This is a genomic window from Maribacter polysaccharolyticus (assembly GCF_028882255.1).
Classification (GTDB): Bacteria; Bacteroidota; Bacteroidia; order Flavobacteriales; family Flavobacteriaceae; genus Maribacter_A; species Maribacter_A polysaccharolyticus.
This window is the reverse complement of the sequence record NZ_JARBUY010000001.1, coordinates 440,256-461,023: the sequence shown is the minus strand read 5'-3', so window position 1 is coordinate 461,023 and position 20,768 is coordinate 440,256. Positions and strand designations below refer to the sequence as shown.

Annotated in this window: 19 protein-coding genes; 6 read left to right on the top strand and 13 right to left on the bottom strand. The window is 42.3% G+C overall.

The annotated features are described in order from the left end of the window. Nucleotides 1–59 precede the first annotated feature (59 nt). From PHU20_RS02015 to recG, 4 genes are all read right to left on the bottom strand, one after another. Entirely contained in the window at nucleotides 60–932 is an 873-nt protein-coding gene (locus PHU20_RS02015) for a pirin family protein (protein ID WP_274823668.1), read from the bottom strand. A gap of 114 nt (nucleotides 933–1,046) precedes the next feature. Then, complete coding sequence (locus PHU20_RS02010; protein WP_274823667.1) at nucleotides 1,047–1,418, bottom strand: VOC family protein; 372 nt, start codon at nucleotides 1,416–1,418, stop codon at nucleotides 1,047–1,049. A 33-nt stretch (nucleotides 1,419–1,451) separates the two neighbouring features. Next, nucleotides 1,452–2,201, bottom strand: a complete 750-nt coding sequence (locus PHU20_RS02005) for an SOS response-associated peptidase (RefSeq protein ID WP_274823666.1) — start codon at nucleotides 2,199–2,201, stop codon at nucleotides 1,452–1,454. Between the two features lie 232 nt (nucleotides 2,202–2,433). Then, nucleotides 2,434–4,539: an ATP-dependent DNA helicase RecG gene (gene recG / locus PHU20_RS02000; RefSeq protein ID WP_274823665.1), complete on the bottom strand. Its 2,106-nt coding sequence runs from the start codon at nucleotides 4,537–4,539 to the stop codon at nucleotides 2,434–2,436. A 199-nt stretch (nucleotides 4,540–4,738) separates the two neighbouring features. Between recG and PHU20_RS01995 the strand changes: the two genes are divergently transcribed. Both PHU20_RS01995 and PHU20_RS01990 read left to right on the top strand, forming a co-directional pair. After that, nucleotides 4,739–6,853 (top strand): M1 family metallopeptidase, encoded by a 2,115-nt coding sequence (locus tag PHU20_RS01995; protein ID WP_274823664.1) that lies wholly within the window; start codon nucleotides 4,739–4,741, stop codon nucleotides 6,851–6,853. Then, nucleotides 6,850–7,761, top strand: a complete 912-nt coding sequence (locus PHU20_RS01990) for a patatin-like phospholipase family protein (protein WP_274823663.1) — start codon at nucleotides 6,850–6,852, stop codon at nucleotides 7,759–7,761. The genes PHU20_RS01995 and PHU20_RS01990 overlap by 4 nt, the downstream gene beginning before the upstream one ends. Before the next feature lie 129 nt (nucleotides 7,762–7,890). Here PHU20_RS01990 and PHU20_RS01985 read toward each other — a convergent pair whose 3' ends face one another. The 5 genes from PHU20_RS01985 to PHU20_RS01965 all read right to left on the bottom strand — a co-directional run bounded on the left by PHU20_RS01985 (nucleotide 7,891) and on the right by PHU20_RS01965 (nucleotide 12,803). Then, the gene (locus PHU20_RS01985; protein ID WP_274823662.1) at nucleotides 7,891–8,409 is read right to left on the bottom strand and encodes a DUF7935 family protein; all 519 of its coding nucleotides are present in this window, start codon (nucleotides 8,407–8,409) and stop codon (nucleotides 7,891–7,893) included. A gap of 84 nt (nucleotides 8,410–8,493) precedes the next feature. Beyond that, nucleotides 8,494–9,270 carry a hypothetical protein gene (locus tag PHU20_RS01980; protein WP_274823661.1) on the bottom strand — a complete coding sequence of 259 codons (777 nt, stop codon included), beginning with the start codon at nucleotides 9,268–9,270 and terminating at the stop codon, nucleotides 8,494–8,496. A 49-nt stretch (nucleotides 9,271–9,319) separates the two neighbouring features. Then, a complete protein-coding gene (locus PHU20_RS01975; RefSeq protein ID WP_274823660.1) occupies nucleotides 9,320–10,894 on the bottom strand; it encodes an FMN-binding glutamate synthase family protein in 1,575 nt (524 codons plus the stop codon). Between the two features lie 50 nt (nucleotides 10,895–10,944). Further along, complete coding sequence (locus PHU20_RS01970; RefSeq protein ID WP_274823659.1) at nucleotides 10,945–12,249, bottom strand: amidohydrolase; 1,305 nt, start codon at nucleotides 12,247–12,249, stop codon at nucleotides 10,945–10,947. Nucleotides 12,250–12,260: 11 nt separating this feature from the next. Next, a complete protein-coding gene (locus PHU20_RS01965) occupies nucleotides 12,261–12,803 on the bottom strand; it encodes a DsrE family protein (RefSeq protein ID WP_274823658.1) in 543 nt (180 codons plus the stop codon). Between the two features lie 132 nt (nucleotides 12,804–12,935). Here PHU20_RS01965 and PHU20_RS01960 point away from each other — a divergent pair, with 132 nt between their 5' ends. The 3 genes from PHU20_RS01960 to PHU20_RS01950 are packed head-to-tail and all read left to right on the top strand — an operon-like array spanning nucleotide 12,936 to nucleotide 16,796. Then, the gene (locus tag PHU20_RS01960; RefSeq protein WP_274823657.1) at nucleotides 12,936–15,263 is read left to right on the top strand and encodes an ATP-dependent helicase; all 2,328 of its coding nucleotides are present in this window, start codon (nucleotides 12,936–12,938) and stop codon (nucleotides 15,261–15,263) included. A gap of 29 nt (nucleotides 15,264–15,292) precedes the next feature. Next, complete coding sequence (locus PHU20_RS01955; protein ID WP_274823656.1) at nucleotides 15,293–16,162, top strand: glycoside hydrolase family 16 protein; 870 nt, start codon at nucleotides 15,293–15,295, stop codon at nucleotides 16,160–16,162. A 13-nt stretch (nucleotides 16,163–16,175) separates the two neighbouring features. Then, nucleotides 16,176–16,796: an L-threonylcarbamoyladenylate synthase gene (locus tag PHU20_RS01950; protein WP_274823655.1), complete on the top strand. Its 621-nt coding sequence runs from the start codon at nucleotides 16,176–16,178 to the stop codon at nucleotides 16,794–16,796. 87 nt (nucleotides 16,797–16,883) lie between these two features. On the opposite strand, the gene PHU20_RS01945 is transcribed toward PHU20_RS01950, so the two are convergent. The 3 genes from PHU20_RS01945 to PHU20_RS01935 all read right to left on the bottom strand — a co-directional run bounded on the left by PHU20_RS01945 (nucleotide 16,884) and on the right by PHU20_RS01935 (nucleotide 19,304). Next, nucleotides 16,884–17,735, bottom strand: a complete 852-nt coding sequence (locus PHU20_RS01945) for an OmpA/MotB family protein (RefSeq protein ID WP_274823654.1) — start codon at nucleotides 17,733–17,735, stop codon at nucleotides 16,884–16,886. Between the two features lie 108 nt (nucleotides 17,736–17,843). Beyond that, on the bottom strand, nucleotides 17,844–18,845 hold the full coding sequence (locus tag PHU20_RS01940) for a glycosyltransferase family 2 protein (protein ID WP_274823653.1): 1,002 nt from the start codon (nucleotides 18,843–18,845) through the stop codon (nucleotides 17,844–17,846). A gap of 12 nt (nucleotides 18,846–18,857) precedes the next feature. Continuing rightward, a complete protein-coding gene (locus PHU20_RS01935; protein ID WP_274823652.1) occupies nucleotides 18,858–19,304 on the bottom strand; it encodes a type I restriction enzyme HsdR N-terminal domain-containing protein in 447 nt (148 codons plus the stop codon). 26 nt (nucleotides 19,305–19,330) lie between these two features. Here PHU20_RS01935 and holA point away from each other — a divergent pair, with 26 nt between their 5' ends. Next, entirely contained in the window at nucleotides 19,331–20,332 is a 1,002-nt protein-coding gene (gene holA, locus PHU20_RS01930) for a DNA polymerase III subunit delta (protein WP_274823651.1), read from the top strand. Here the strand turns inward: holA and PHU20_RS01925 are convergent, their stop codons facing one another. After that, entirely contained in the window at nucleotides 20,333–20,710 is a 378-nt protein-coding gene (locus PHU20_RS01925) for a DoxX family protein (protein ID WP_274823650.1), read from the bottom strand. Nucleotides 20,711–20,768: the final 58 nt, after the last annotated feature.

Here is a 20,768-nt window from a genome sequence, read left to right as displayed (position 1 = left end):
CTGGGTTTAAAAAGGGTTATTTCCGATGGGCAACTACTGTAAAGGTGAAGGTTCTTGACTCAATCTTCGATCAATACCCCCATTTTACCCATTTGATAATCGCGCATGGCTTCCAAGATCTGGGTTTCGGAATTCATGACAAAGGGACCTTGTTGAACTACTTTTTCATTTAAGGGGAGGCCACAAAGGATCAGAAACTCGGCCTTACCGGAGGTTGTTATCGAGAGCTGCTCCCCATCATTTTCAAAAATGGCCAAACACTCCTTTTCCATCTTACCGTACCCCTTGATGTTTAGCTCCCCATGTACGGTGTAAAGCATTGCATTATAACCATGGGGAAGGCTGAAAGTTTCCATTCCGGGGCCCTTTGCTATTGACCATAGGATAAGCAACTCACTTTCCGTTCGGATCTTACCATTTTGGTCGCCATAAGATCCCGCCACTACTTTGCTGACAATCTGTTTGTCCTCAGAAAAGAATTTGGGGATTTCATTCTCCGGGATGTATTGGTAGTTGGGCTGTTGCATTTTCTTTAAGGCCGGACTGTTGATCCATAGCTGAATGAACTCATTGTATTCGTTTTGGTCTACCAAAGCTTGGGAAGGCCGTTCACTGTGAATGATACCTGAACCCGCGTGCATCCATTGAACTTCACCTTTCTTGGCAATTTGGTTGTTGCCACGGCTGTCGCGGTGGTGTATTTCACCATTGATGATAAAAGTTACCGGGGAAAATCCCCGGTGGGGATGGGGGCCGATACCCTGATGAATCGCCTTGCCATGTTTCCTGTACTTCAATTTGCCGTGGTGTACCAAAAGAAATGGATCTACTTGATCTACTTTTGTGGTAGGCAGGGCTTGTTTAATGGGGATACCGCCCATATCAATTTGAAAGGCGGGTATCAACGTTTTCACTTTTTTATTTGCTTTCATATTTTCTTTTATCGCAATGAACTATAAAGACCGTCAATAGGGTTGTATTCCGTTAGGATTCAGTCGTTCGAAGCATAAATACATTACATGTCAAGGGTAGGCCTTAAACTTGATTTAAACGTGTTGGTCAATTAGAATTGTATTCCCGTCAGGGTCTTTAAAGACAATACTTCCAGGTCCCGAAGTACTTTCATCCGCTTCCCTGAGTAAAGAAATCCCTTTTTGCTTGAGGTTCTTTTGGATTACCCGTACATCCACAAAAGATTCCAGCGTGTTTGCGCTTGCGTCCCACCCTGGATTGAAGGTAAGGATATTGTTTTCGAACATCCCTTGAAAAAGACCGATCAGTGTATCGGCATTCTTCATGATAAGGTAGTTTCGTTCCATATCCCCGGCAAAAACAAAGAAGCCCAAATTTTCATAAAATTGTTTTGAAGCCTTAAGGTCTTTAACGTTAAGACTTACTGAAAATGCACCTAATTCCATATCGTTCTATTTTAGTGTTTTACTATTCTATTTTTAAAATTCCAGTTCACTGTATTCAACAGGGGAAGAGATTTCCTCCTGATTGCCCATATATTCCTTTCCCCTTAATCGGGATACGGTATGGGCTGTAAGAAGGTCCTCGGGTAAGGGGCGGATAAGTTTTTCAACCGTGTGTCGGTCTTTTAAGTTTAACCATTCTTCCGCATTTTCATCATCGAGTATCAAGGGCATCCGGGCTTCTTTCAACTTAGGGTTATTGTGGATTTTCGCCAATAAGGGGTTGCCTGTCGTCGTTACTATCGAGAAGGTTTTTAAAGTGCCGCCCTCGGGGGTCGTCCATTCACTCCATAGTCCGGCAAAGGCCAAAGGTCCATTGTCTTTCCGATAAATATAAAAAGGATAGGTTTTGCCCTTAAAATGGTGGTGTTCGTAAAATCCATCAACATAAATGATACAACGATTGTTATTGGCAGCCGTTCTAAATGCCGGTTTTTCAAATATGGTCTCTCCTCGGGCATTTAAGGTGTTGTTCCATAATTTGGTACGCTGCACATCATCATGCACCCATTCGGGAACCAATCCCCAAGTGGCTACTTCCGGAAAGGTAGGGGAACGATCGGTATATATCAAAAGTTCTGGGTGGCTAAAGCCGGAAGCATGGTAAAGGGGAAGGTCGGTGAGGGGGATTAATTTTTCCAAAATTTCATCCATGGCCGCATAGTCCTGCTCTTTCTTAGCCCTGGCCAATTGGGCCTCCAAACTAGCTTTGATATCGTAACACATAGTATGCATTTATTACCGTTGTCATTACTTAAAGGGGAACGGATTACCGCTACGCGTTTAATGGGATGAAAAATAATCAAAAAAAATACGAGTCCCTTGCCTTATAAATGTCGTAGCTGTTTAAAAGTTAAGAAATTTTGGGGTTTATTGATCCATAAGGTCCTAAAATCCACTATAACTTAACAAATTAAGCAAGTATGCCCTATCGGTTTTTTGAGACGAATCAAATCCCTTAACTGATGTAATTCCAAATATTCTTTTGTTTTACAATTTGGGCATAGGTATGGCGAATGGTCAGATTTTCGGTGTTTTCAAGTCCGGGGTCTTCTTTTAAGGTTTTTATCGCATAATGTCTGGCGGTTTTAAGAATATCATTGTCCTTTACGATATCGGCTATCTTTAAATTTAGGATGCCACTTTGTTGGGTGCCCATTAAATCCCCAGGCCCCCGCAGTTTAAGGTCTACCTCGGCAATTTCAAAACCATCATTGGTGCGCACCATGGTTTCCAGGCGGGTTTTGGCTTCTGTAGACAGTTTATGGCCCGTCATTAAAATACAATAGCTTTGGTCGGCACCCCGGCCAACACGTCCCCGTAACTGATGTAATTGGGACAGGCCGAAACGTTCGGCACTTTCGATGATCATTACCGACGCATTGGGTACGTTTACGCCAACTTCGATTACGGTTGTCGCTACCATGATCTGGGTTTCCCCCTTGACAAAACGCTCCATTTCATAATCTTTGTCCACAGGTTTCATTTTTCCATGTACGATCGATATCTGGTATTCGGGTTGGGGGAAATCCCTAACGATACTCTCATAACCGTCCATCAGGTCTTTATAGTCCAAGGCTTCGGATTCTTGGATCAAGGGGTAGACGACATAAATCTGTCGGCCCTTTTTTATTTCATCCTTTATGAACGCAAATACTTTGAGTCGATTGGAATCGTAGCGATGTACGGTCTTTATGGCTTTCCGTCCCGGTGGTAGTTCATCGATTACCGAAATATCCAAATCCCCATAAAGACTCATCGCCAGGGTTCTTGGGATAGGCGTTGCGGTCATCACCAAAATATGTGGTGGAATTTCATTTTTATGCCACAATTTGGATCGTTGGGCCACGCCGAATCGATGTTGTTCGTCCACGATGGCCAAGCCCAGGTTTTTATACTGTACCTTATCTTCCAAGAGGGCATGGGTTCCGATAAGGATGTGCAATTCGCCACTTTCCAGTTCCTGATGGATATTGTTCCGCTCCGATTTTTTTGTGGAGCCTGTCAACAAGGCGATACGAACTCCCGTACCGTCTAAAAGTCCTTTGATGCCATTGTAGTGTTGATTGGCAAGTATTTCGGTAGGGGCCATTAAACAGGCCTGAAAGTCGTTGTCTATGGCCAATAGCATGATCATTAGGGCAACAATGGTCTTGCCAGAGCCCACATCCCCTTGCAATAACCGGTTCATTTGGGCGTTACTGCCCAAATCGGCCCTGATTTCCTTTATTACGCGTTTCTGGGCATTGGTTAGTTCGAAAGGTAAGTGGTTCGTATAGAAATCATTGAAACGTTCCCCCACCTGATCAAAATTGAAGCCCCTTATCTTTTGCTTACGCAACATTTTTTTTGAAATGAGCTGCAATTGAATGTAAAAGAGTTCCTCAAATTTTAGGCGAAACTGGGCCTTGGCCAAAAATGCTTGGTTCTTTGGGAAATGTATGTTGAAAAGGGCCTCGCTTTTGGAAATCAATTTAAGTTCATGTACTAGGCGATCGGAAAGGGTTTCGCTGAACCGTCCTTTGGTTTCAATAAAAAGCTGTTGCTGTAATTTGTTGATGACCCGATTGGTGATTCCACTATTCCCCAGTTTTTCGGTGGAGGGATAAATGGGTTGCATGGCAATTTTAAGTCCCTTTTCATGCTCGGCGAGCAATTCCATTTCAGGATGTGGCATAGAGAATTTACCATTGTACCAATTGCATCGTCCAAAGATCACATAAGGGGTATTTAATTTTAAATTTTCCCGGATCCATTTTTGACCCCGGAACCATACCAATTCCATTTCCCCGGTATCATCGATAAACGTTGCTGTCAAACGTTTTCCTTTCTTTTGTTCAATTGTTTTCAAATGAATGATTTTACCGACAATTTGAACGTCGGCATTGTTTCGTTGCAATTGCCCGATCTTATAATATTGGGTTTTATCGATATAACGGTTTGGGTAAAGATTCAGTAGGTCTTGATAGGTGCCGATTCCCAATTCTGACTGCAATATCTGGGCCCTATGTGGGCCTACACCTTTTAGGTAGGTAATGGGTGTCTGAAGGAAATTCGCATTCATGCCATAAAAATAGTGGTAATGGGATTGAGATGCAATTTTCGTGGACAGTCATTCCCAACACGACTTGATGATGGCAAACCACACCCCAATCGAAAAAAATAATGCCTTGGGTAACTTGTGTGTTTTCCCCATCTCCCCGTTCCTTGGAAAGGATCGGTATTCCGTACGCCAATTCAACAAAACATCGTAAATTTAATTTATGGTTCAACGGTATGTCTTTGTAGTTATTTTTTGTTTGATTTTCTCGGAAGTTTGTGCCCAACATCAAGAAAAAGTGGACTTTCTACATGCGGAGGTGAATGTACGTCCCAATGCTTTGGAAAAAACGATTGATGGAAGGGTCGATTATAAATTCAAGGTGTTGGAGCACGTGGATTCGGTCTTCCTAGACGCGGAAAATATCGATTTCAATGCCGTACTTCTAAATCATAGGAAAGTAAGGTATAAAATATCGGATACCACCGTTACCATCCATAAGAAGCTTAAAAAGAACAGGAATTATGACCTAACCTTGGAATATAGTGCCAAACCCAAACAAACGGTCTACTTTTTGGGTTGGGATGATGATGTTGATGGGCGTAAGCGAACATTGCCCGCCGATGGGCAGATCTGGACCCAAGGGCAGGGGAAATACAGCAGCCATTGGTTGCCCAGCTTTGATGATATGGAGGAAAAGGTCGAGTTTGACCTCCATATTACGTTCGATGCTTCATATACGATTATCTCCAACGGAAAATTACGGAAAACGAAAGTGTCCAAAGGCTTAAAAACCTGGTCGTTCGATATGCAAAACCCTATGAGCAGCTATCTTTTGGGCTTTGCCATTGGGGACTATGACAAACAAGAACTGACCGCTTCAAGCGGTATCCCTATCGAAAACTATTTTTACCCTCAGGATAGTTTAAGGGTAGAGCCCACGTATCGGTATACCAAGGAAATATTCGATTTTATGGAAGCTGAAATCGGAGTGCCTTATCCGTGGGAGGACTATAAACAGATTCCCGTAAAGGATTTTTTGTACTCTGGAATGGAAAACACCGGAGCGACCATTTTTTCCGATGCCTTTGTCATCGATTCCACGGCTTTTTTAGACCGTAATTATGTAAATGTCAATGCCCATGAACTGGCCCATCAATGGTTCGGGAATCTCGTTACCGAAAAGGATGGCCACCACCATTGGTTGCATGAGGGCTTTGCTACTTATTATGCCTATTTGGCCCAACAAAAAATATTTGGAGACGATTTTTTTTATTGGAAACTATACGATTCGGCCCAACAATTGAATGAATTTTCGAAAGAAGGAAAAGGGGAGGCCCTGACCAACCCGAAAGCCAGTAGTCTTACCTTTTATGAGAAAGGGGCGTGGGCCCTTGTTATGCTCCGCAATGAAATTGGGGATACGGCCTTTAAACAGGGTATCAAGAATTATTTGAACAAGCACCGATACCAAAATGTTACCATCGATGATTTCATGGACGAAATGGAACTTGTTGGGAGTAAAGATTTAAGTACGTTCAAGCGGTCTTGGTTGGGGTCATCTGTTTTTCCCATGGAAAAAGTAACGGAATATTTGATCGGGCATTCAACTTCCGTGGCGGCTTTTGTAAAACTTCAATGGGAGTTGACAACAAGTCTGGAAAACAATGAAAGTATTGTTCAGAAATATTGGGAAGCATCGGATAATGAGGAATTTAAAGCCCGATTGGTTTTAAAATACCATAAGCTATTTTCACACCGACTTTTAAAGGAGGCCTTTGAGAGCAAATCGATTAAAATAAGGCAGGGGTTGGCTTTGACTTCTTCCAAGATTCCTTTGGAACTGAAAACAAACTATGAATCCTTATTGGACGATGAAAGCTATATAACGCAGGAAAATGCCTTATACCGTTTATGGATTTCATTTCCTCAGGATAGGGCCCTTTATTTAAATAAAACGAAAGGCAGCATCGGGTTGCCCGATAAAAATGTCCGTTTATTGTGGTTGTTATTGGCAGGATTGACCAAGGATTATGACCTTGACCGCAAAGAGGGATATCTTTCAGAACTATTGGATTATACGTCTCCAACGTATTCCATGGGCGTTCGCCAAAATGCTTTTGGGATTATCAATGAAGTATTGGGGTTCACCGATCAAAACCTTTTGGACCTTATCGAGGCCTCTAGGCACCATTCATGGCAATTTCGAAAATTTTCCAGGAATTTATTGGATAGCCTTTTGACGGTTGATGAACAAAGAAATCGTATCATAGAACTGACAAAGGGTTTGAATGAAGAAGAAGTTCGCTATCTTAATACTAAATTGAATTTGGAATGAGGGCAATGGTAATTTCAGGTGGGGGTAGTAAAGGGGCCTTTGCCGGTGGCGTAGCGGAGTATCTAATGCAGGGCCTTGATCATAACTACGACCTTTTTTTAGGGACATCCACAGGGAGTCTTTTGATTTCCCATTTGGCACTACAGAAAATAGAAAAGATCAAAGAAGTCTATACATCGGTTAACCAGGAAAGTATCTTCAGTAACTGTCCTTTTGTAATCCAGGTAAAACACGGGGTGGAAACCATAGGGATAGACCACTGGAACGTACTAAAGAATTTTTATCGGGGAAGAAAGACCTTTGGAGAGAGTAAGAACTTACATAAATTGATTAGGAATACCTTGACCAGGGAAGAATTTGAAATCCTGAAGAAAGGACCAAAGGATATCGTGGTTACGGTTTCCAATCTGTCAATGAACCAAGTGGAATACAAATCGATCAATGACTTCGACTATGACGAGTTCTGTGAGTGGATATGGATATCGTGTAATTATACCCCTTTTATGAGCTTGGCAAAAAAAAATGGATGCGAATATGCCGATGGCGGCCTAGGGTCCATGGTGCCCATTGAAGAAGCGATAAAACGAGGGGCAACGGAAATAGATGCCATTATCTTACAGACGGAGACTACGATGTTCAATAGGTTGCCCTCAAAGAATGCTTTTGCATTGCTTACGGCCATGTTCGCTTTTATGTTGGATCGAATAGAGCATCAGAATATCCGTATTGGTAAATACGTTGCCAACCACCACGGTGCGGTGATCAATTTTTATTACACCCCGGTCATTTTAACGACCAACTCCTTGATATTCAATAAGGACAAAATGACGGCTTGGTGGCATAGCGGTTATAATTTCGCCAAATATAAAAATTTGGAAACTTCCCAATTGGAACTCGATGTAGAATGATTCTTTAAAAATGAAATCAATGGGAACTACTGCTCATTTTGAATCCTTGACCTTGAACTTGTCTCTTGCACTTGTCCCTTGCACTTGTCCCTAGCACTTGTCCCTTGCGCTTGTCTCCTGAACTTATGATTACCAGAGCTCGCCGATTTCTTTTTTCACATACGACAATGCGGTAGCCGAAGGCGATTGTTTGTCCATGGTTTGGTTAAGGATGTCTTCCCGAAGTTTGTCTGCCGAATCGGTTTCGCTAAGTGCGGCTTTTCGTATCATTTGGATGGTGGCACTTTTTGCGGCCTTAATGATATTCCAACATTCATCGGAAAGGTAGATCTGTTGTGAAAGATTATGCTCAAATTCATTTTCTATGGTACGTATCAACAGATTTTCATAATCGTTTTTATCCGCGGATTTCGGTGCTACCCTAACGACCAAACTCGGTATGGCGATACGCTCTAAAAACAAGGCCATACGCTCGTAGGCCTGCAGCCTGATTGGAAGGGTGTTGTGTTGGGAATCCTTATGTAAAAGAAACCGGCGCCTTCCTTCTTCGTTATTGGTATGCATCCTGAAAAAATAAAAAGAAACTGCCCCAACGACTATGGCCGGTAATAGGTAAGCGAATAATTGAAAGATTTGATCTCCTGTCATTTTATTGGGTATTTAGTACGGTTAACGCAATTTAAAACGCAGGTTTTATTGAAAAAGTATAAGCAATTCCAATAAGCTCCCAATTTAGTTGGATGCTTTCATACTCTCCTTTACCATATCATAAAACCTTGCATAATCGGGGTGGATTATTAGGTTTATCCCTTCCTTGAAATTACCATCTTTTCCTAAGGTATGTATTCTGTTGGGATCTATGGAAAATTGTTTCTGAAGTACCGCACCGATGGCTGCTGCCTGATCGGCCGCCAAATCCAACTCCCCGGTCATACTCAATCCTTCAATGGTCAATGCAACTTTAGGGTTTGCGGTAAGGATATTGCTTATTTTTTCCAACCATGCCGTACTTTCGGAGGTTAGTTGCGTCCCTGTGGTGGGATCGAACAACGCTTCCAGTTTCGAGGCAATGATCACCTTACCCTCCGAAACCCCTATTCGGGCATTTTCCCCTAGGGTTTGTTTGGTATGCGTCAAAACTACGACTGCCGTTGAATCGTTTGAAGACAGGGCATTGTTTATGGCTTTTAATTGATTTTCTTTTTCTTCCAACTTGGCCAATGCCATGTTGATGTTTTCAGAGTTTTTATTGGAAACCTTGGCAAAACTGTTCAAATTCTTAAGTAGGGTGGCATTGGCATCTTGCAGCTCCTTTACTTGGGATTCAAAGGATTCCGCCCTGGCCAAACCTATTTTTTCATTTTTTTTAGCTGAGGCTATAAGGGCTTTGGTAGAGTCCAATTCGGTTTTAAGATCTGCTATCTCTGCTATAAGGTCGCTTTTTCGCTGTGCAAGAACAGAAGTTACGGTAAGCAGAAGTAAAGTCAGGCTAAGTAAAATTCTTTTCATAGGTATTTTGGGAATTGGTTATTCATAAAAAATAAGTCACAAAAATATGCTATTTGGCGATACCGTGAAAATCTCGACCTCCCAAATATTCACAATCATAAAGCGCTTTCATGTCCTTGAATGCAACTTCGCATTTTTCATACCCATAGGTCGATTTAAGGTCACTGTGTAGGAAATCGTCATCGATATTGACCTGTATATCATCCATGGTAAATTGGCAAGGATGTTCATAACCCGCTGCATGGGTTATTTCAAGGAGTTCTTTTCGGAAGGTTTTGAAATACTGTGCCAATCGATCGGATTTTAGGGGTACGTGTATGCCGCCTTGAAGCCACTTGCTTTGTGTTGCTATTCCTGAGGGACATCGATTGGTATGGCATACCTGCGCTTGTATGCAACCAATGCCCATCATTGCTTCCCGGGCCACGTTGATACAATCTACGCCCATGGCGAAGGCCATGGCTGCTTTTCCCGGGAATCCCAATCTACCGCTACCGATAAAAACGATCCTATGGGTTAAGTTCTTGTCCAAGAATAATTTGTACAGGCTAGAGAATCCGTACACCCATGGCAATGACACATGATCGGCAAAACTTGGTGGCGCAGCTCCCGTACCACCTTCACCACCGTCAACGGTGATAAAATCAGGTCCCTTACCCGTTTTGATCATGGTGTCGGCCAAGAGTTCCCATTGATCCAACTTACCGATAGCCCCTTTGATACCTACGGGCAAACCCGTTTGTTCGGCAATATCCTCAATAAGCTGTAGGAGTTCCGGGATGGTATCGAAAACTTTATGGGTAGCAGGGGAGAGGACATCCTTACCGATTTCCACACCTCTTATTTTCGCAATTTCAGGAGTTATCTTTGCACCGGGCAAAACACCTCCCTTACCGGGTTTGGCCCCTTGGGATAGCTTGATTTCTATAGCCTTGATACAAGGATTTTCATCGACAAGGGCTTTTAATTTTTCCATGGAAAAATTTCCATCCTCACTCCGGACACCAAAATAACCGGTACCGAAATGGAAAATGACATCGCCCCCTCTTTTATGGTAAGGGGATAGTCCGCCTTCCCCTGTATTATGGTACGCACCTGCTTTGGCTACACCCAGGTTCAAGGCTTCCACGGCCGCGGCCGAAAGTGACCCGAAACTCATGGCGGAAACATTTATTATGGAGGCGGGCCTATACGGTTTCTTACGTTTATTATATGCTCCGATCACCTTGGCACAGGGTAAAAAGTTATTGTCCGAAATATTGGGATGGTTTGGCCCCAACTTAAAGGCCATCAATTGGTTTTTTATGAAAATATGTTGGTGGGCATAGATGTCCCTATCGGTACCAAATCCCTCATAATTGTTCTCTTTTTTTGCCGATGCGTATATCCAGCTGCGTTCAATGCGGTTAAAAGGCAGTTCTTCCCTATTGTTGGCAACGAAATATTGTCTCATTTCAGGGCCTATGCTTTCCAACCAATAGCGTAAATGCCCTACAATGGGGAAGTTGTGGCTGATCGTATGGGATCGTTGCACGAAAATATCGCGGATCGCTACGATCAACAAGACGATAAGTAGCCACATCCACCAAGAAATACTACTGGCAAAACTCAAAAAAGAATCCATGAACGATCGATTATAACTTTGAAAGTTTCAATTTTAGGGCTGGATTTTCATTATCCTTTTATTTTAGTGTCGTTGGAAATGCTTCGGTTCAAATAGTCCAAACTCATTTCCGTCAGCGTTCTTACCCCAAGGTTCAGTCCACTGTCATCAATAAGAAAATCGGGGGTATGGTGGGGAAATGACTCGGTCGTACCGGGGGTCATTCCCCCTAGGAAAAAGAAAAATCCGGGTACTTCGCGCTGAAAATAGGAAAAATCCTCGGCCCCGGTCACTGCGTTTTGGGTCTGTACATTGCTGTCGCCGGCGACCCGTTTCATGGTCGGAAGCATTTGTTCTACCAAAGCGGGGTCATTATAGGTAATGTCGGTGGCATCCTTGATTTCAATGGTTGCCACTGCGCCATAGGCCTTTGCGATATCGGGGACCATTTCCATCATCCTTTTGTTGATATGGTCCTTCATATCGTAATCCAACGTTCTGATGGTCCCGATCATTTCGGCACTTTCCGGGATAATATTAAAGCGTACCCCACTTTTTATTTTCCCAACGGTAATTACAGCTGCTTCTTGGGTCAAATTAACCTCACGGCTGATGATCGTCTGTAAGCCATCAATGATTTTGGCACTGATCATTATAGGGTCGATTCCCGACCATGGCTGTGATCCATGACTTTGTTTTCCTTTTACATTTATGGTGAAGCTTTGTGCTGCGGCCATCGTGCCTCCCGACTTGTAGCGAATAACACCAACTGGGGTCTGGGAATTGATGTGCAAACCGAAAATGGCATCCACATCGGGATTTTTAAGGACTCCTTCCTTTACCATTAATAAAGCGCCACCTTCTTCTCCCGGTGGTGGACCTTCCTCTGCGGGTTGGAATATAAATTTAACGGTGCCTTTTATTTTATCCTTGTTTTTGGAAAGGACCTCGGCCACACCCATCAAAATAGCGGTATGGGTGTCGTGCCCGCAGGCATGCATTACGCCGACCTTTTCCCCTAAAAATTCAGAGGTAACATTGGACTTGTAAGGTAGGTCGTTTCGTTCATAGACCGGTAAGGCATCGATATCCGCCCTTAAAGCGATAACTTTTCCATCTTGGTCTCCTTTTAAAATACCTACCACACCGGTATGGGCTACCCCTGTTTGTACTTCAATACCCAAAGACCTTAGATGTTTGGCAATTTTTTCCGCCGTTTTAAACTCCCGGTTGGAAAGTTCAGGATTTTGGTGAATATCCCTTCGCCATTCGATTACCTTATTTTCAACGGACTTGTAGTCTTTTTCAAGACCGGAGTATTGGGCGAAAGCCGAACTTCCGATCAGGAACAGCATTAAGCTTAAGAAATTTTTCATAAATACCTGGTTTAGAATTTAATAAGTTTGTAGTTTGAGTTTTGTAATTGGATCAAGGCGGTCATTGCCGAGAGCGATAATTGAACGCCCGCTATGAGCTCCTTCTTTTCTATACCTCTCGACATGGACGATTGTCCGCAGAAAATAACTTGTCCTCCTGCATCCAAAAGAGCCTTGATCAATTCGTGATTGGGATTATCGGTACCGTATCGTTTTTGATAGGCTTCATTGGTGATAATATCTTTAGAGGCTTTATTGTGTACGACCAATGCGATTTTCAACCGGTCTTCCGAAATACCGTTTTGGGCGTGCATATTCAAGAAACGGGCGGCAGTTTCGATGGAGGCATTTAATCGGTCTTTGTCTTCCGGGGAAGCCATTATGTCGAAAACCGCTTTGAACTCCATGGAAGGGTCAATCTTGAAATCCTGGGAGGCCACCGTCCATACCTTACCAAAGTCTGAAATGATAGGTCCGGATTTTTTGGTTTGGGCAACCATTGATAGGCTAAAAAATATTCCAAGGAGTACATAGTGGGGGCGAAATTGTTGCATAGATGGACTTTTATGGCCTAAATATATTCAAATTGAAAGAATATTCAATTTTCATTGTTTATAATTATTGGGTTTTGCTTTTTAGGATCCCGTGAATTAATGGTAAATTCACGCACTAAATTATTGATTGTATTGAAAAATTTCATAGATGAATTAAATGAGGCCCAAAAGGCCCCTGTGTTGCATAAAGACGGTCCCTTAATGGTAATTGCGGGTGCAGGCTCCGGAAAAACAAGGGTGCTTACCTATCGCATTGCACACCTTATGGCGCAAGGCGTGGATTCATTCAATATTTTGGCCCTGACCTTTACCAATAAAGCGGCACGGGAAATGAAAAAACGTATCGCGGATATTGTCGGCAATTCCGAATCAAAAAATCTTTGGATGGGTACCTTTCACTCCGTTTTTGCCAAATTGCTGCGTTTTGACGGTGATAAATTGGGCTATCCGAGTAATTTCACCATTTATGATACCCAAGATTCCCAGCGATTGATTGCCTCGATCATCAAGGAAATGGGATTGGACAAGGATATTTATAAATACAAACAGATACAGAATAGGATATCATCGTACAAGAACAGCTTGATCACGGTAAAGGCTTATATGCAGAATCCCGAACTGATCGAGGCCGATGCCATGGCCAAGCGACCTAGAACGGGAGAGATCTATGAAGAATATGTAAATCGTTGTTTTAAGGCGGGTGCGATGGACTTTGATGATCTGTTACTTCGGACGAATGAACTATTAACACGTTTTCCGGAGGTTTTGATGAAATATCAAGATCGGTTCCGGTATATTTTGGTAGATGAGTACCAAGATACCAACCATTCCCAATATTTGATCGTCAAGGCCCTCTCAGATCGCTATCAGAATATTTGCGTGGTAGGGGACGATGCCCAAAGTATCTATTCGTTTCGAGGGGCCAATATCAGTAATATCCTCAACTTTCAAAAGGATTACGACAATGTAGGCATGTACCGGTTGGAACAAAATTACCGTTCTACCAAGAATATCGTAAATGCCGCGAATTCAATCATTGCAAACAATAAGAACCAACTCGAAAAGGAGGTATGGACGGCCAATGATGATGGTCCTCCCATAAAGATACACCGTAGCATTACCGATGCCGAGGAAGGGAGGTTCGTTGCAGGGTCCATTTTTGAGAATAAAATGCAACAACAATTGCCAAACGGCGATTTCGCCGTACTCTATAGGACCAACTCACAATCAAGGGCCATTGAGGACGCGCTTCGTAAAAGGGATATTCCTTATCGTATCTACGGTGGACTTTCGTTCTATCAGCGCAAAGAGATAAAAGATGTATTGTCCTATTTACGATTGGTGATCAATCCAAAGGACGAGGAAGCCTTAAAGCGGGTCATTAATTTTCCCGCTCGGGGTATAGGGCAGACCACGATGGATAAGTTGATCGTGGCTGCGAACCATTATGGAAGGTCGATCTTTGAGGTCATCGAGAACCTGGACCGTATTGACTTGAAAATAAATTCGGGAACCAAAAGGAAGTTGCAGGATTTCGTTACCATGATCAAGAGTTTCCAGATCATGAACGAAGGTGCGGACGCTTTTACTCTTGCTGAACATGTTGCCAAAAAAACAGGGATACTTTTGGAGTTCAAAAAAGATGGGACGCCGGAAGGAATTGCCAGAATGGAAAATATCGAAGAGTTGCTCAACGGGATTAAGGATTTTGTTGAGGGTCAAAAAGAAATTGCCGATGCCACCGGTAATATCGGGGAGTTTTTGGAAGATGTTGCCTTGGCAACGGATTTGGATAATGATACCGGGGATGATGATCGAGTGGCCTTGATGACCATTCATTTGGCCAAAGGACTTGAATTTCCCTATGTTTATATCGTAGGGATGGAAGAGGACCTGTTTCCGTCTGCCATGAGCATGAACACCCGTAGCGAATTGGAAGAAGAGCGGCGTTTGTTTTATGTGGCACTGACAAGGGCGGAAAGACAAGCTTATTTGACGTATACCCAGAATAGATACCGATGGGGTAAATTGATAGATGCCGAACCCAGCCGTTTCCTTGAAGAAATCGATGAAAAATATGTAGAGAACTTTACCCCGATCGATAAAGGATACCGGTATAAATCACTGATCGATGCGGATATTTTCGGAGCGGTCGATAAAAGTAAACTCAGGCAAACAAAGCCAAAGACAGGTGCACCGCCTCCAGTTGGGAAACCCAATGAATCCCAATTGCGTAAATTAAGGAAGTTAAAACCCGAAATTGCCAAACCCATAGGTAATACCAATGTAATTGACCCCAACCTTACTGAAGGCGCGGTCGTCAACCATACACGATTCGGTAAAGGAGTCGTCATAAAATTGGAAGGTGCCGGCAATGATAGGAAGGCCGAAATAAAATTCGACCAAGGCGATATAAAGAAATTGTTGTTGCGATTTGCTAAATTGGAGGTGTTGTCGTGACCTTTGATCCGTATTGAATTTTTACATATATGAATAATACCTTTTACAGTTTTTTGTCATTCCTAATGATTTTTTCCCTGGTTATATCCTGTAAGGGTATTGCTCAAATCGGTAGTACGGTAGAACAAGGGAATGGGCTCGATGTGAATGCACCGGATTATTGGGAGAATGCCGAACTGATTTGGAGCGATGAATTTGAAGGGGATAGGTTGTTGGGCGAAAATTGGAAGATCCAAACAGGTCAACACGGTTGGGGGAATAACGAATTGCAGAACTATGTGGCTAACGATAACGTGGAGGTTAGCAACGGTACCTTGAAAATTACGGCAAAAAAGGTCGGTAAGGGTCAAAAAATAGGGGATTATACCGCTGCCCGTTTGAACAGTACCCGGGAATTTATGTACGGTCGAATGGAAATACGCGCCAAACTCCCCGAACACAAAGGCAATGGATTATGGCCTGCAATTTGGATGCTGGGCAATGATCTCGAGACTGAAGGTTGGCCCCAATGCGGCGAAATAGACATTATGGAATATGTGAGTTATCAGCCGAATAACGTGCATATGACCATTCACAGTACGGCCAATAACCATGTTGATGGAACGGAAGCCACTTCCGGTCCGTTGGCGCTTGAATCGGCAGAGGAAGCGTTTCATACCTATGGGTTATTATGGTCCGAGGAATATTTGAAATTCTATATTGACGACATCGATAATATCAAGTTCGTTTTTCAACGCCCAAAGAGGTATACTTCCGATAATTGGCCATTTTCAAAACCGTTCTATTTGCTTATGAACATTGCCGTGGGAGGCAATTGGGGCGGGAAGCAAGGGGTAGACGATTCGGTGTTCCCCGCGGTCATGGAAGTGGATTTTGTTCGGGTATATCAAGTAAAATAATAATCATGTACGAATGGCTGAATTACTAAGAATTTACGAAGAAAACCCCAATCCGAGGGAGATAGCCAAAGTGGTCAAGGTCCTCAGAAAAGGGGGACTCATCATTTATCCGACCGATACGGTTTACGGACTAGGTTGTGATATCACGAATTCCCGTGCCTTGGAAAAAATAGCGAGGATAAAAGGGGTAAAGTTGGCAAAGGCCAATTGGTCATTTATTTGTGCCGATTTAAGTAATCTTTCCGATTATGCACGTCAGATAGATAATGCGACATTTAAAATTTTGAAAAGGGCACTACCCGGGCCATATACCTTCATTTTACCGGGGAGTTCCAATTTGCCGAAAGATTTTAAACAAAAAAAGACGGTGGGTATCCGGGTTCCGGATAATGCCATTGCGAAAACCTTGGTACAGGAATTGGGAAATCCCATCGTATCCACATCCATTTATGACGAGGATGAACTTTTGGAATATACCACAGACCCGGAACTTATCTATGAAAAATGGAAAAACCTTGTCGATATTGTCATCGATGGGGGGTATGGGGGTAATGTGGCATCGACCGTAATAGACCTTTCCGGGGACGAACCCGAAATAATCAGGGAAGGCAAAGGAAGTATCGATATTTTTTAGAACTATATAAAAAAACTATAGGGATGAAATGAAAACGCCCGGACAATTTGTCCGGGCGTTTTTATTTTATGAAATCCGATTTGCGATCTAGTCGTTGATTGCAGGATCTTTCATTCCTTCTTCGATCATGCTGTAGAATTGATCGATTTTTGGAAGAACAACGATCCTTGTTCTTCTGTTTTTGGATTTTTCAGTTTGTGAAACCGGTACAAATTCAGCTCTACCGGCTGCAGTCATACGTTTAGGATCGACTTTATAATCGTTCTGTAAAATCCTAACTACGGCTGTAGCTCGTTTTACACTTAAATCCCAGTTGTCCAATAAAACCCCTTTTCTGTAGGGTACATCATCGGTATGACCTTCTACCATGAATTCGAAATCCGGTTTGTTGTTCACTACTTGTGCAACTTTACCCAAAACTTCCTTAGCTCGGCTTGTTACATTGTAACTACCGCTGCTGAACAACAATTTATCGGAGATGGAAACGAATACAACACCTTTTTCAACGCTGATTTCAATGTCCTCGTCATCTAAATTGCCCAATACTCCTTTTAAGCTCTGAACCAACGCAAGGTTAACAGAATCCCTTCTTGTAATGGCATTTTGTAATTTTCTGATGGTAAGATCTTTTTCTTGTAAGCTTTCCAAGGATTTTTCAAGGTTTTCAGCACCTTTTGTGGTCAACGTGGTTAAATTACCCATGTTGTTGATCAACTCTTGGTTGTTGGCCTTTAAGAAAGCATTTTGGTCTTCCAACGTTTGCAATCTGGATGTTGCCGAAGCCTGATCTTCCAAACAGGTATTCAACTTAACGGTTGCGGAATTCAATAAATCTTGGGTTTCCTTATGTTTTGCTTCTAAATCAGCATATTTCTTTTGGGAAACACATGATGATAACAATAGGGTCACGCCCAAACAGCCTAAAATAATTTTCTTCATAATCTGCGTTATAACTGGTTTAAATTTAATAATGGATACTCTTATTTATAGTAAACAAATTTGACATCAAAATTATGCAATTCGCATTGCTAAAATCAGTCTAATTCGTTAATCTTTTACTAAAATGTTAAATTTCCTTACACCATTTACGAAATGGGACCATACTATGGATTTTGTGACATAATATTTTTTTATGAAATTGGTTTTTACACGTTTTTTATCCATGCTTCGAAACTTGGTGTAGAAGCTTAGGTGCGCTTTTAAAATGGCCAGACAGTGACTGAATTTGAATTGGAATACAAAACGGATGGCCGCGACCCCATCCAATAATAGCCTTAAAAAAATTATCAATAATGCTTTCGGTCTGGGTAGGTTCTTGGTGATGGAGAAAAGAGAATTCCTGAAATTCAGGTAGGTTTTTTTCGGGTTCATGTTACTTAGGGTAGACCCCCCTAAATGGTACACCTTGGAAGTGCCTATATAAAAAACCCTATAACCTGCATTCTTTGCCCTCCAACAAAGATCCACCTCTTCCTGATGTGCAAAATATTCCTCATCAAAACCTCCCAACTCCTTATAGAGGTCACTTTTAATGAACATGCATGCCCCAGTGGCCCAAAAAATCTCCGTAATATCATCGTATTGGCCCGTATCTTTCTCCAATTCCTGGAATATCCTACCCCTACAAAAGGGGTACCCCAATTGATCGATGAATCCACCGGCAGCCCCGGCATACTCAAAATGGTCCTTTCGCATTAGGTCCAGGATCTTGGGCTGGACAATGCTGGCATGGGGCATGGTATCAAAGGCATTTTTTATGGGATCTAGCCAATTCGGGGTAACTTCCACATCGTTGTTGAGTAAACAAAATATATCGGCAACCACATTTTTAAGGGCATCGTTATACCCTTTGGCAAAACCACCGTTCACCGTGTTCCGAATAATTTTCACCTCTGGGAAATTGTTGCTAAGAAAGGCAATGGAACCATCGGTAGAGTCATTGTCGGCAACATAAATATCGGCACCTTCGGAATATTGTATTACCGATGGAAGGTATCTTTCCAAAAGTACCTCCCCGTTCCAGTTCAATATGACTATTGCAATTTTCAAAACGCTTGCAAATTAACGGCTAAAATCAGGAATATGCTTTAAAAACATATATTTTTCTTGCACGTAGTCCATTTTGCAATAAATATGGTCAAGTCCGTTGGTGACCATTAAATAAGTGGCCTTCAACTGCATATTGTATTTTGCGATCTGGTCAAAGGTCTGTTGGGTTATGGAAATCCGGGGGGCTTTGCATTCCACCAATAGGTCAATATTCCCGGAAGGATCGAAAACGACGACATCGTATCTCTTTTTTATCTTATTGATTACGATCTGTTTTTCTACGTTGATAAGGCTCTTTGGGTATTTTTTCTCCTGGATCAAGAATTGCACCACATTTTGACGCACCCATTCCTCAGGTTGTAGTACCACGAATTTTTTACGGATAGCATCAAAAATATAGATGCTATTTTCGCTATTTTTGAAACGAAAGTCATAATGTGGGAAATTGAGCTGTTGCATTTGGCAAATTTGATGAATTTATTTGGATGGATGAAGTAAAACAAATCGTTGCCGATATTCGAAAAGGAAATATACGTCCGTTGTATTTCCTATATGGGGAAGAGCCTTATTTTATCGATATGTTATCGCAATATATCGAGAAGAATGTACTGACGGAGGAAGAGCGGGGCTTTAATCAGATGGTACTCTATGGTAAGGAGGCCAGTATCGATGAGATCGTTTCCAATGCCAAGCGATATCCCATGATGGCCGAACGCCAGGTGGTTATCGTAAAAGAGGCCCAAGATCTTTCAAGAACGATTGAGCAATTGGTCGATTATGCGGAAAACCCACAGCCTACCACGGTTTTGGTGATATGCTATAAGTATAAGAAATTGGACAAACGGAAGAAACTGTATAAATCCGTTCAGAAATCGGGGGTACTGTTCGAGAGTAAAAAACTGTATGAGAACCAGGTTTCCGATTGGATCCGAAAGGTTCTCCAAGGCAAAGGGTACTCCATTTCCCATAAAGCGGCCATACTACTTGTAGAAAATTTAGGGACCGATTTGAGCAGGATCGGTAAAGAGTTGGATAAACTTACCTTTATTTTGCCAAAAGAAAGCCAGATCACTTCGGAGAACATAGAAGAGCATATAGGGATCAGTAAAGATTACAATAATTTTGAGTTGAAGAAGGCCATCGGTGAACGCGATGTACTCAAAGCGTCCAAGATTATCACGTACTTTGCCCAAAACCCGAAAGACAATCCATTTGTCCTTACGATTACCTTGTTGCATAGCTTTTTTTCCCAATTGTTGCAATACCATGGGTTAAACGACCATTCTCCTAAAAATGTAGCCAGTGCATTAAGGATAAACCCATATTTCGTTGGGGAATTCCAAGTTGCGGCAAAGAACTATCCCATGAAAAAGGTAAGTAGTATCATTTCGCATTTGCGCGAAATGGATCTTAAGGGAAAAGGAGTAGGGGCCAATGCCACACCGCCATCCGATTTGTTGAAAGAACTTTTGGTAAAAATCCTCTGATTACTTTTTGTCGATACTGAACTTTCCGGGACCCAATAAAATGATTGTGACAAAGAAAACCAAATAGAGCACTGCTTTTTCCTTGGTTCCGAATGGGTCGGCCCCATGAACGATGAATGCGGCAACAAACATGGTAAATGCAACGGGAACGGCCATCCATCGGGTCTTGAACCCTATGATGATTAAAATCGGGCAAATAAATTCCGCAATAACGGTTAAGAACAAGGAGGGGGCAGCTCCGATTCCCAAGGGGTCTCCGAATTCAAAATTACCGCCGATCAATTTCTGGAATTTAGGTAGTCCGTGATTGAGCATCATGGCGGAAGGTAAAATTCTAAGCAAGGCCAATCCGATTTGGGTTTGTAGGTTGTTTTTCATTATTTAAAGTAACATTTGAATGGGATTAAAAGTACCAATTTTTTAATTAACCCAAAAA

What these genes read in the sequence shown, in the direction of transcription:
- PHU20_RS02015 (WP_274823668.1), bottom strand. Translation starts at nt 932, where the DNA reads ATGAAAGCAAATAAAAAAGTGAAAACGTTGATACCCGCCTTTCAAATT.
- PHU20_RS02010 (WP_274823667.1), bottom strand. Translation starts at nt 1,418, where the DNA reads ATGGAATTAGGTGCATTTTCAGTAAGTCTTAACGTTAAAGACCTTAAG.
- PHU20_RS02005 (WP_274823666.1), bottom strand. Translation starts at nt 2,201, where the DNA reads ATGTGTTACGATATCAAAGCTAGTTTGGAGGCCCAATTGGCCAGGGCT.
- recG (WP_274823665.1), bottom strand. Translation starts at nt 4,539, where the DNA reads ATGAATGCGAATTTCCTTCAGACACCCATTACCTACCTAAAAGGTGTA.
- PHU20_RS01995 (WP_274823664.1), top strand. Translation starts at nt 4,739, where the DNA reads ATGGTTCAACGGTATGTCTTTGTAGTTATTTTTTGTTTGATTTTCTCG.
- PHU20_RS01990 (WP_274823663.1), top strand. Translation starts at nt 6,850, where the DNA reads ATGAGGGCAATGGTAATTTCAGGTGGGGGTAGTAAAGGGGCCTTTGCC.
- PHU20_RS01985 (WP_274823662.1), bottom strand. Translation starts at nt 8,409, where the DNA reads ATGACAGGAGATCAAATCTTTCAATTATTCGCTTACCTATTACCGGCC.
- PHU20_RS01980 (WP_274823661.1), bottom strand. Translation starts at nt 9,270, where the DNA reads ATGAAAAGAATTTTACTTAGCCTGACTTTACTTCTGCTTACCGTAACT.
- PHU20_RS01975 (WP_274823660.1), bottom strand. Translation starts at nt 10,894, where the DNA reads ATGGATTCTTTTTTGAGTTTTGCCAGTAGTATTTCTTGGTGGATGTGG.
- PHU20_RS01970 (WP_274823659.1), bottom strand. Translation starts at nt 12,249, where the DNA reads ATGAAAAATTTCTTAAGCTTAATGCTGTTCCTGATCGGAAGTTCGGCT.
- PHU20_RS01965 (WP_274823658.1), bottom strand. Translation starts at nt 12,803, where the DNA reads ATGCAACAATTTCGCCCCCACTATGTACTCCTTGGAATATTTTTTAGC.
- PHU20_RS01955 (WP_274823656.1), top strand. Translation starts at nt 15,293, where the DNA reads ATGAATAATACCTTTTACAGTTTTTTGTCATTCCTAATGATTTTTTCC.
- PHU20_RS01950 (WP_274823655.1), top strand. Translation starts at nt 16,176, where the DNA reads ATGGCTGAATTACTAAGAATTTACGAAGAAAACCCCAATCCGAGGGAG.
- PHU20_RS01945 (WP_274823654.1), bottom strand. Translation starts at nt 17,735, where the DNA reads ATGAAGAAAATTATTTTAGGCTGTTTGGGCGTGACCCTATTGTTATCA.
- PHU20_RS01935 (WP_274823652.1), bottom strand. Translation starts at nt 19,304, where the DNA reads ATGCAACAGCTCAATTTCCCACATTATGACTTTCGTTTCAAAAATAGC.
- holA (WP_274823651.1), top strand. Translation starts at nt 19,331, where the DNA reads ATGGATGAAGTAAAACAAATCGTTGCCGATATTCGAAAAGGAAATATA.
- PHU20_RS01925 (WP_274823650.1), bottom strand. Translation starts at nt 20,710, where the DNA reads ATGAAAAACAACCTACAAACCCAAATCGGATTGGCCTTGCTTAGAATT.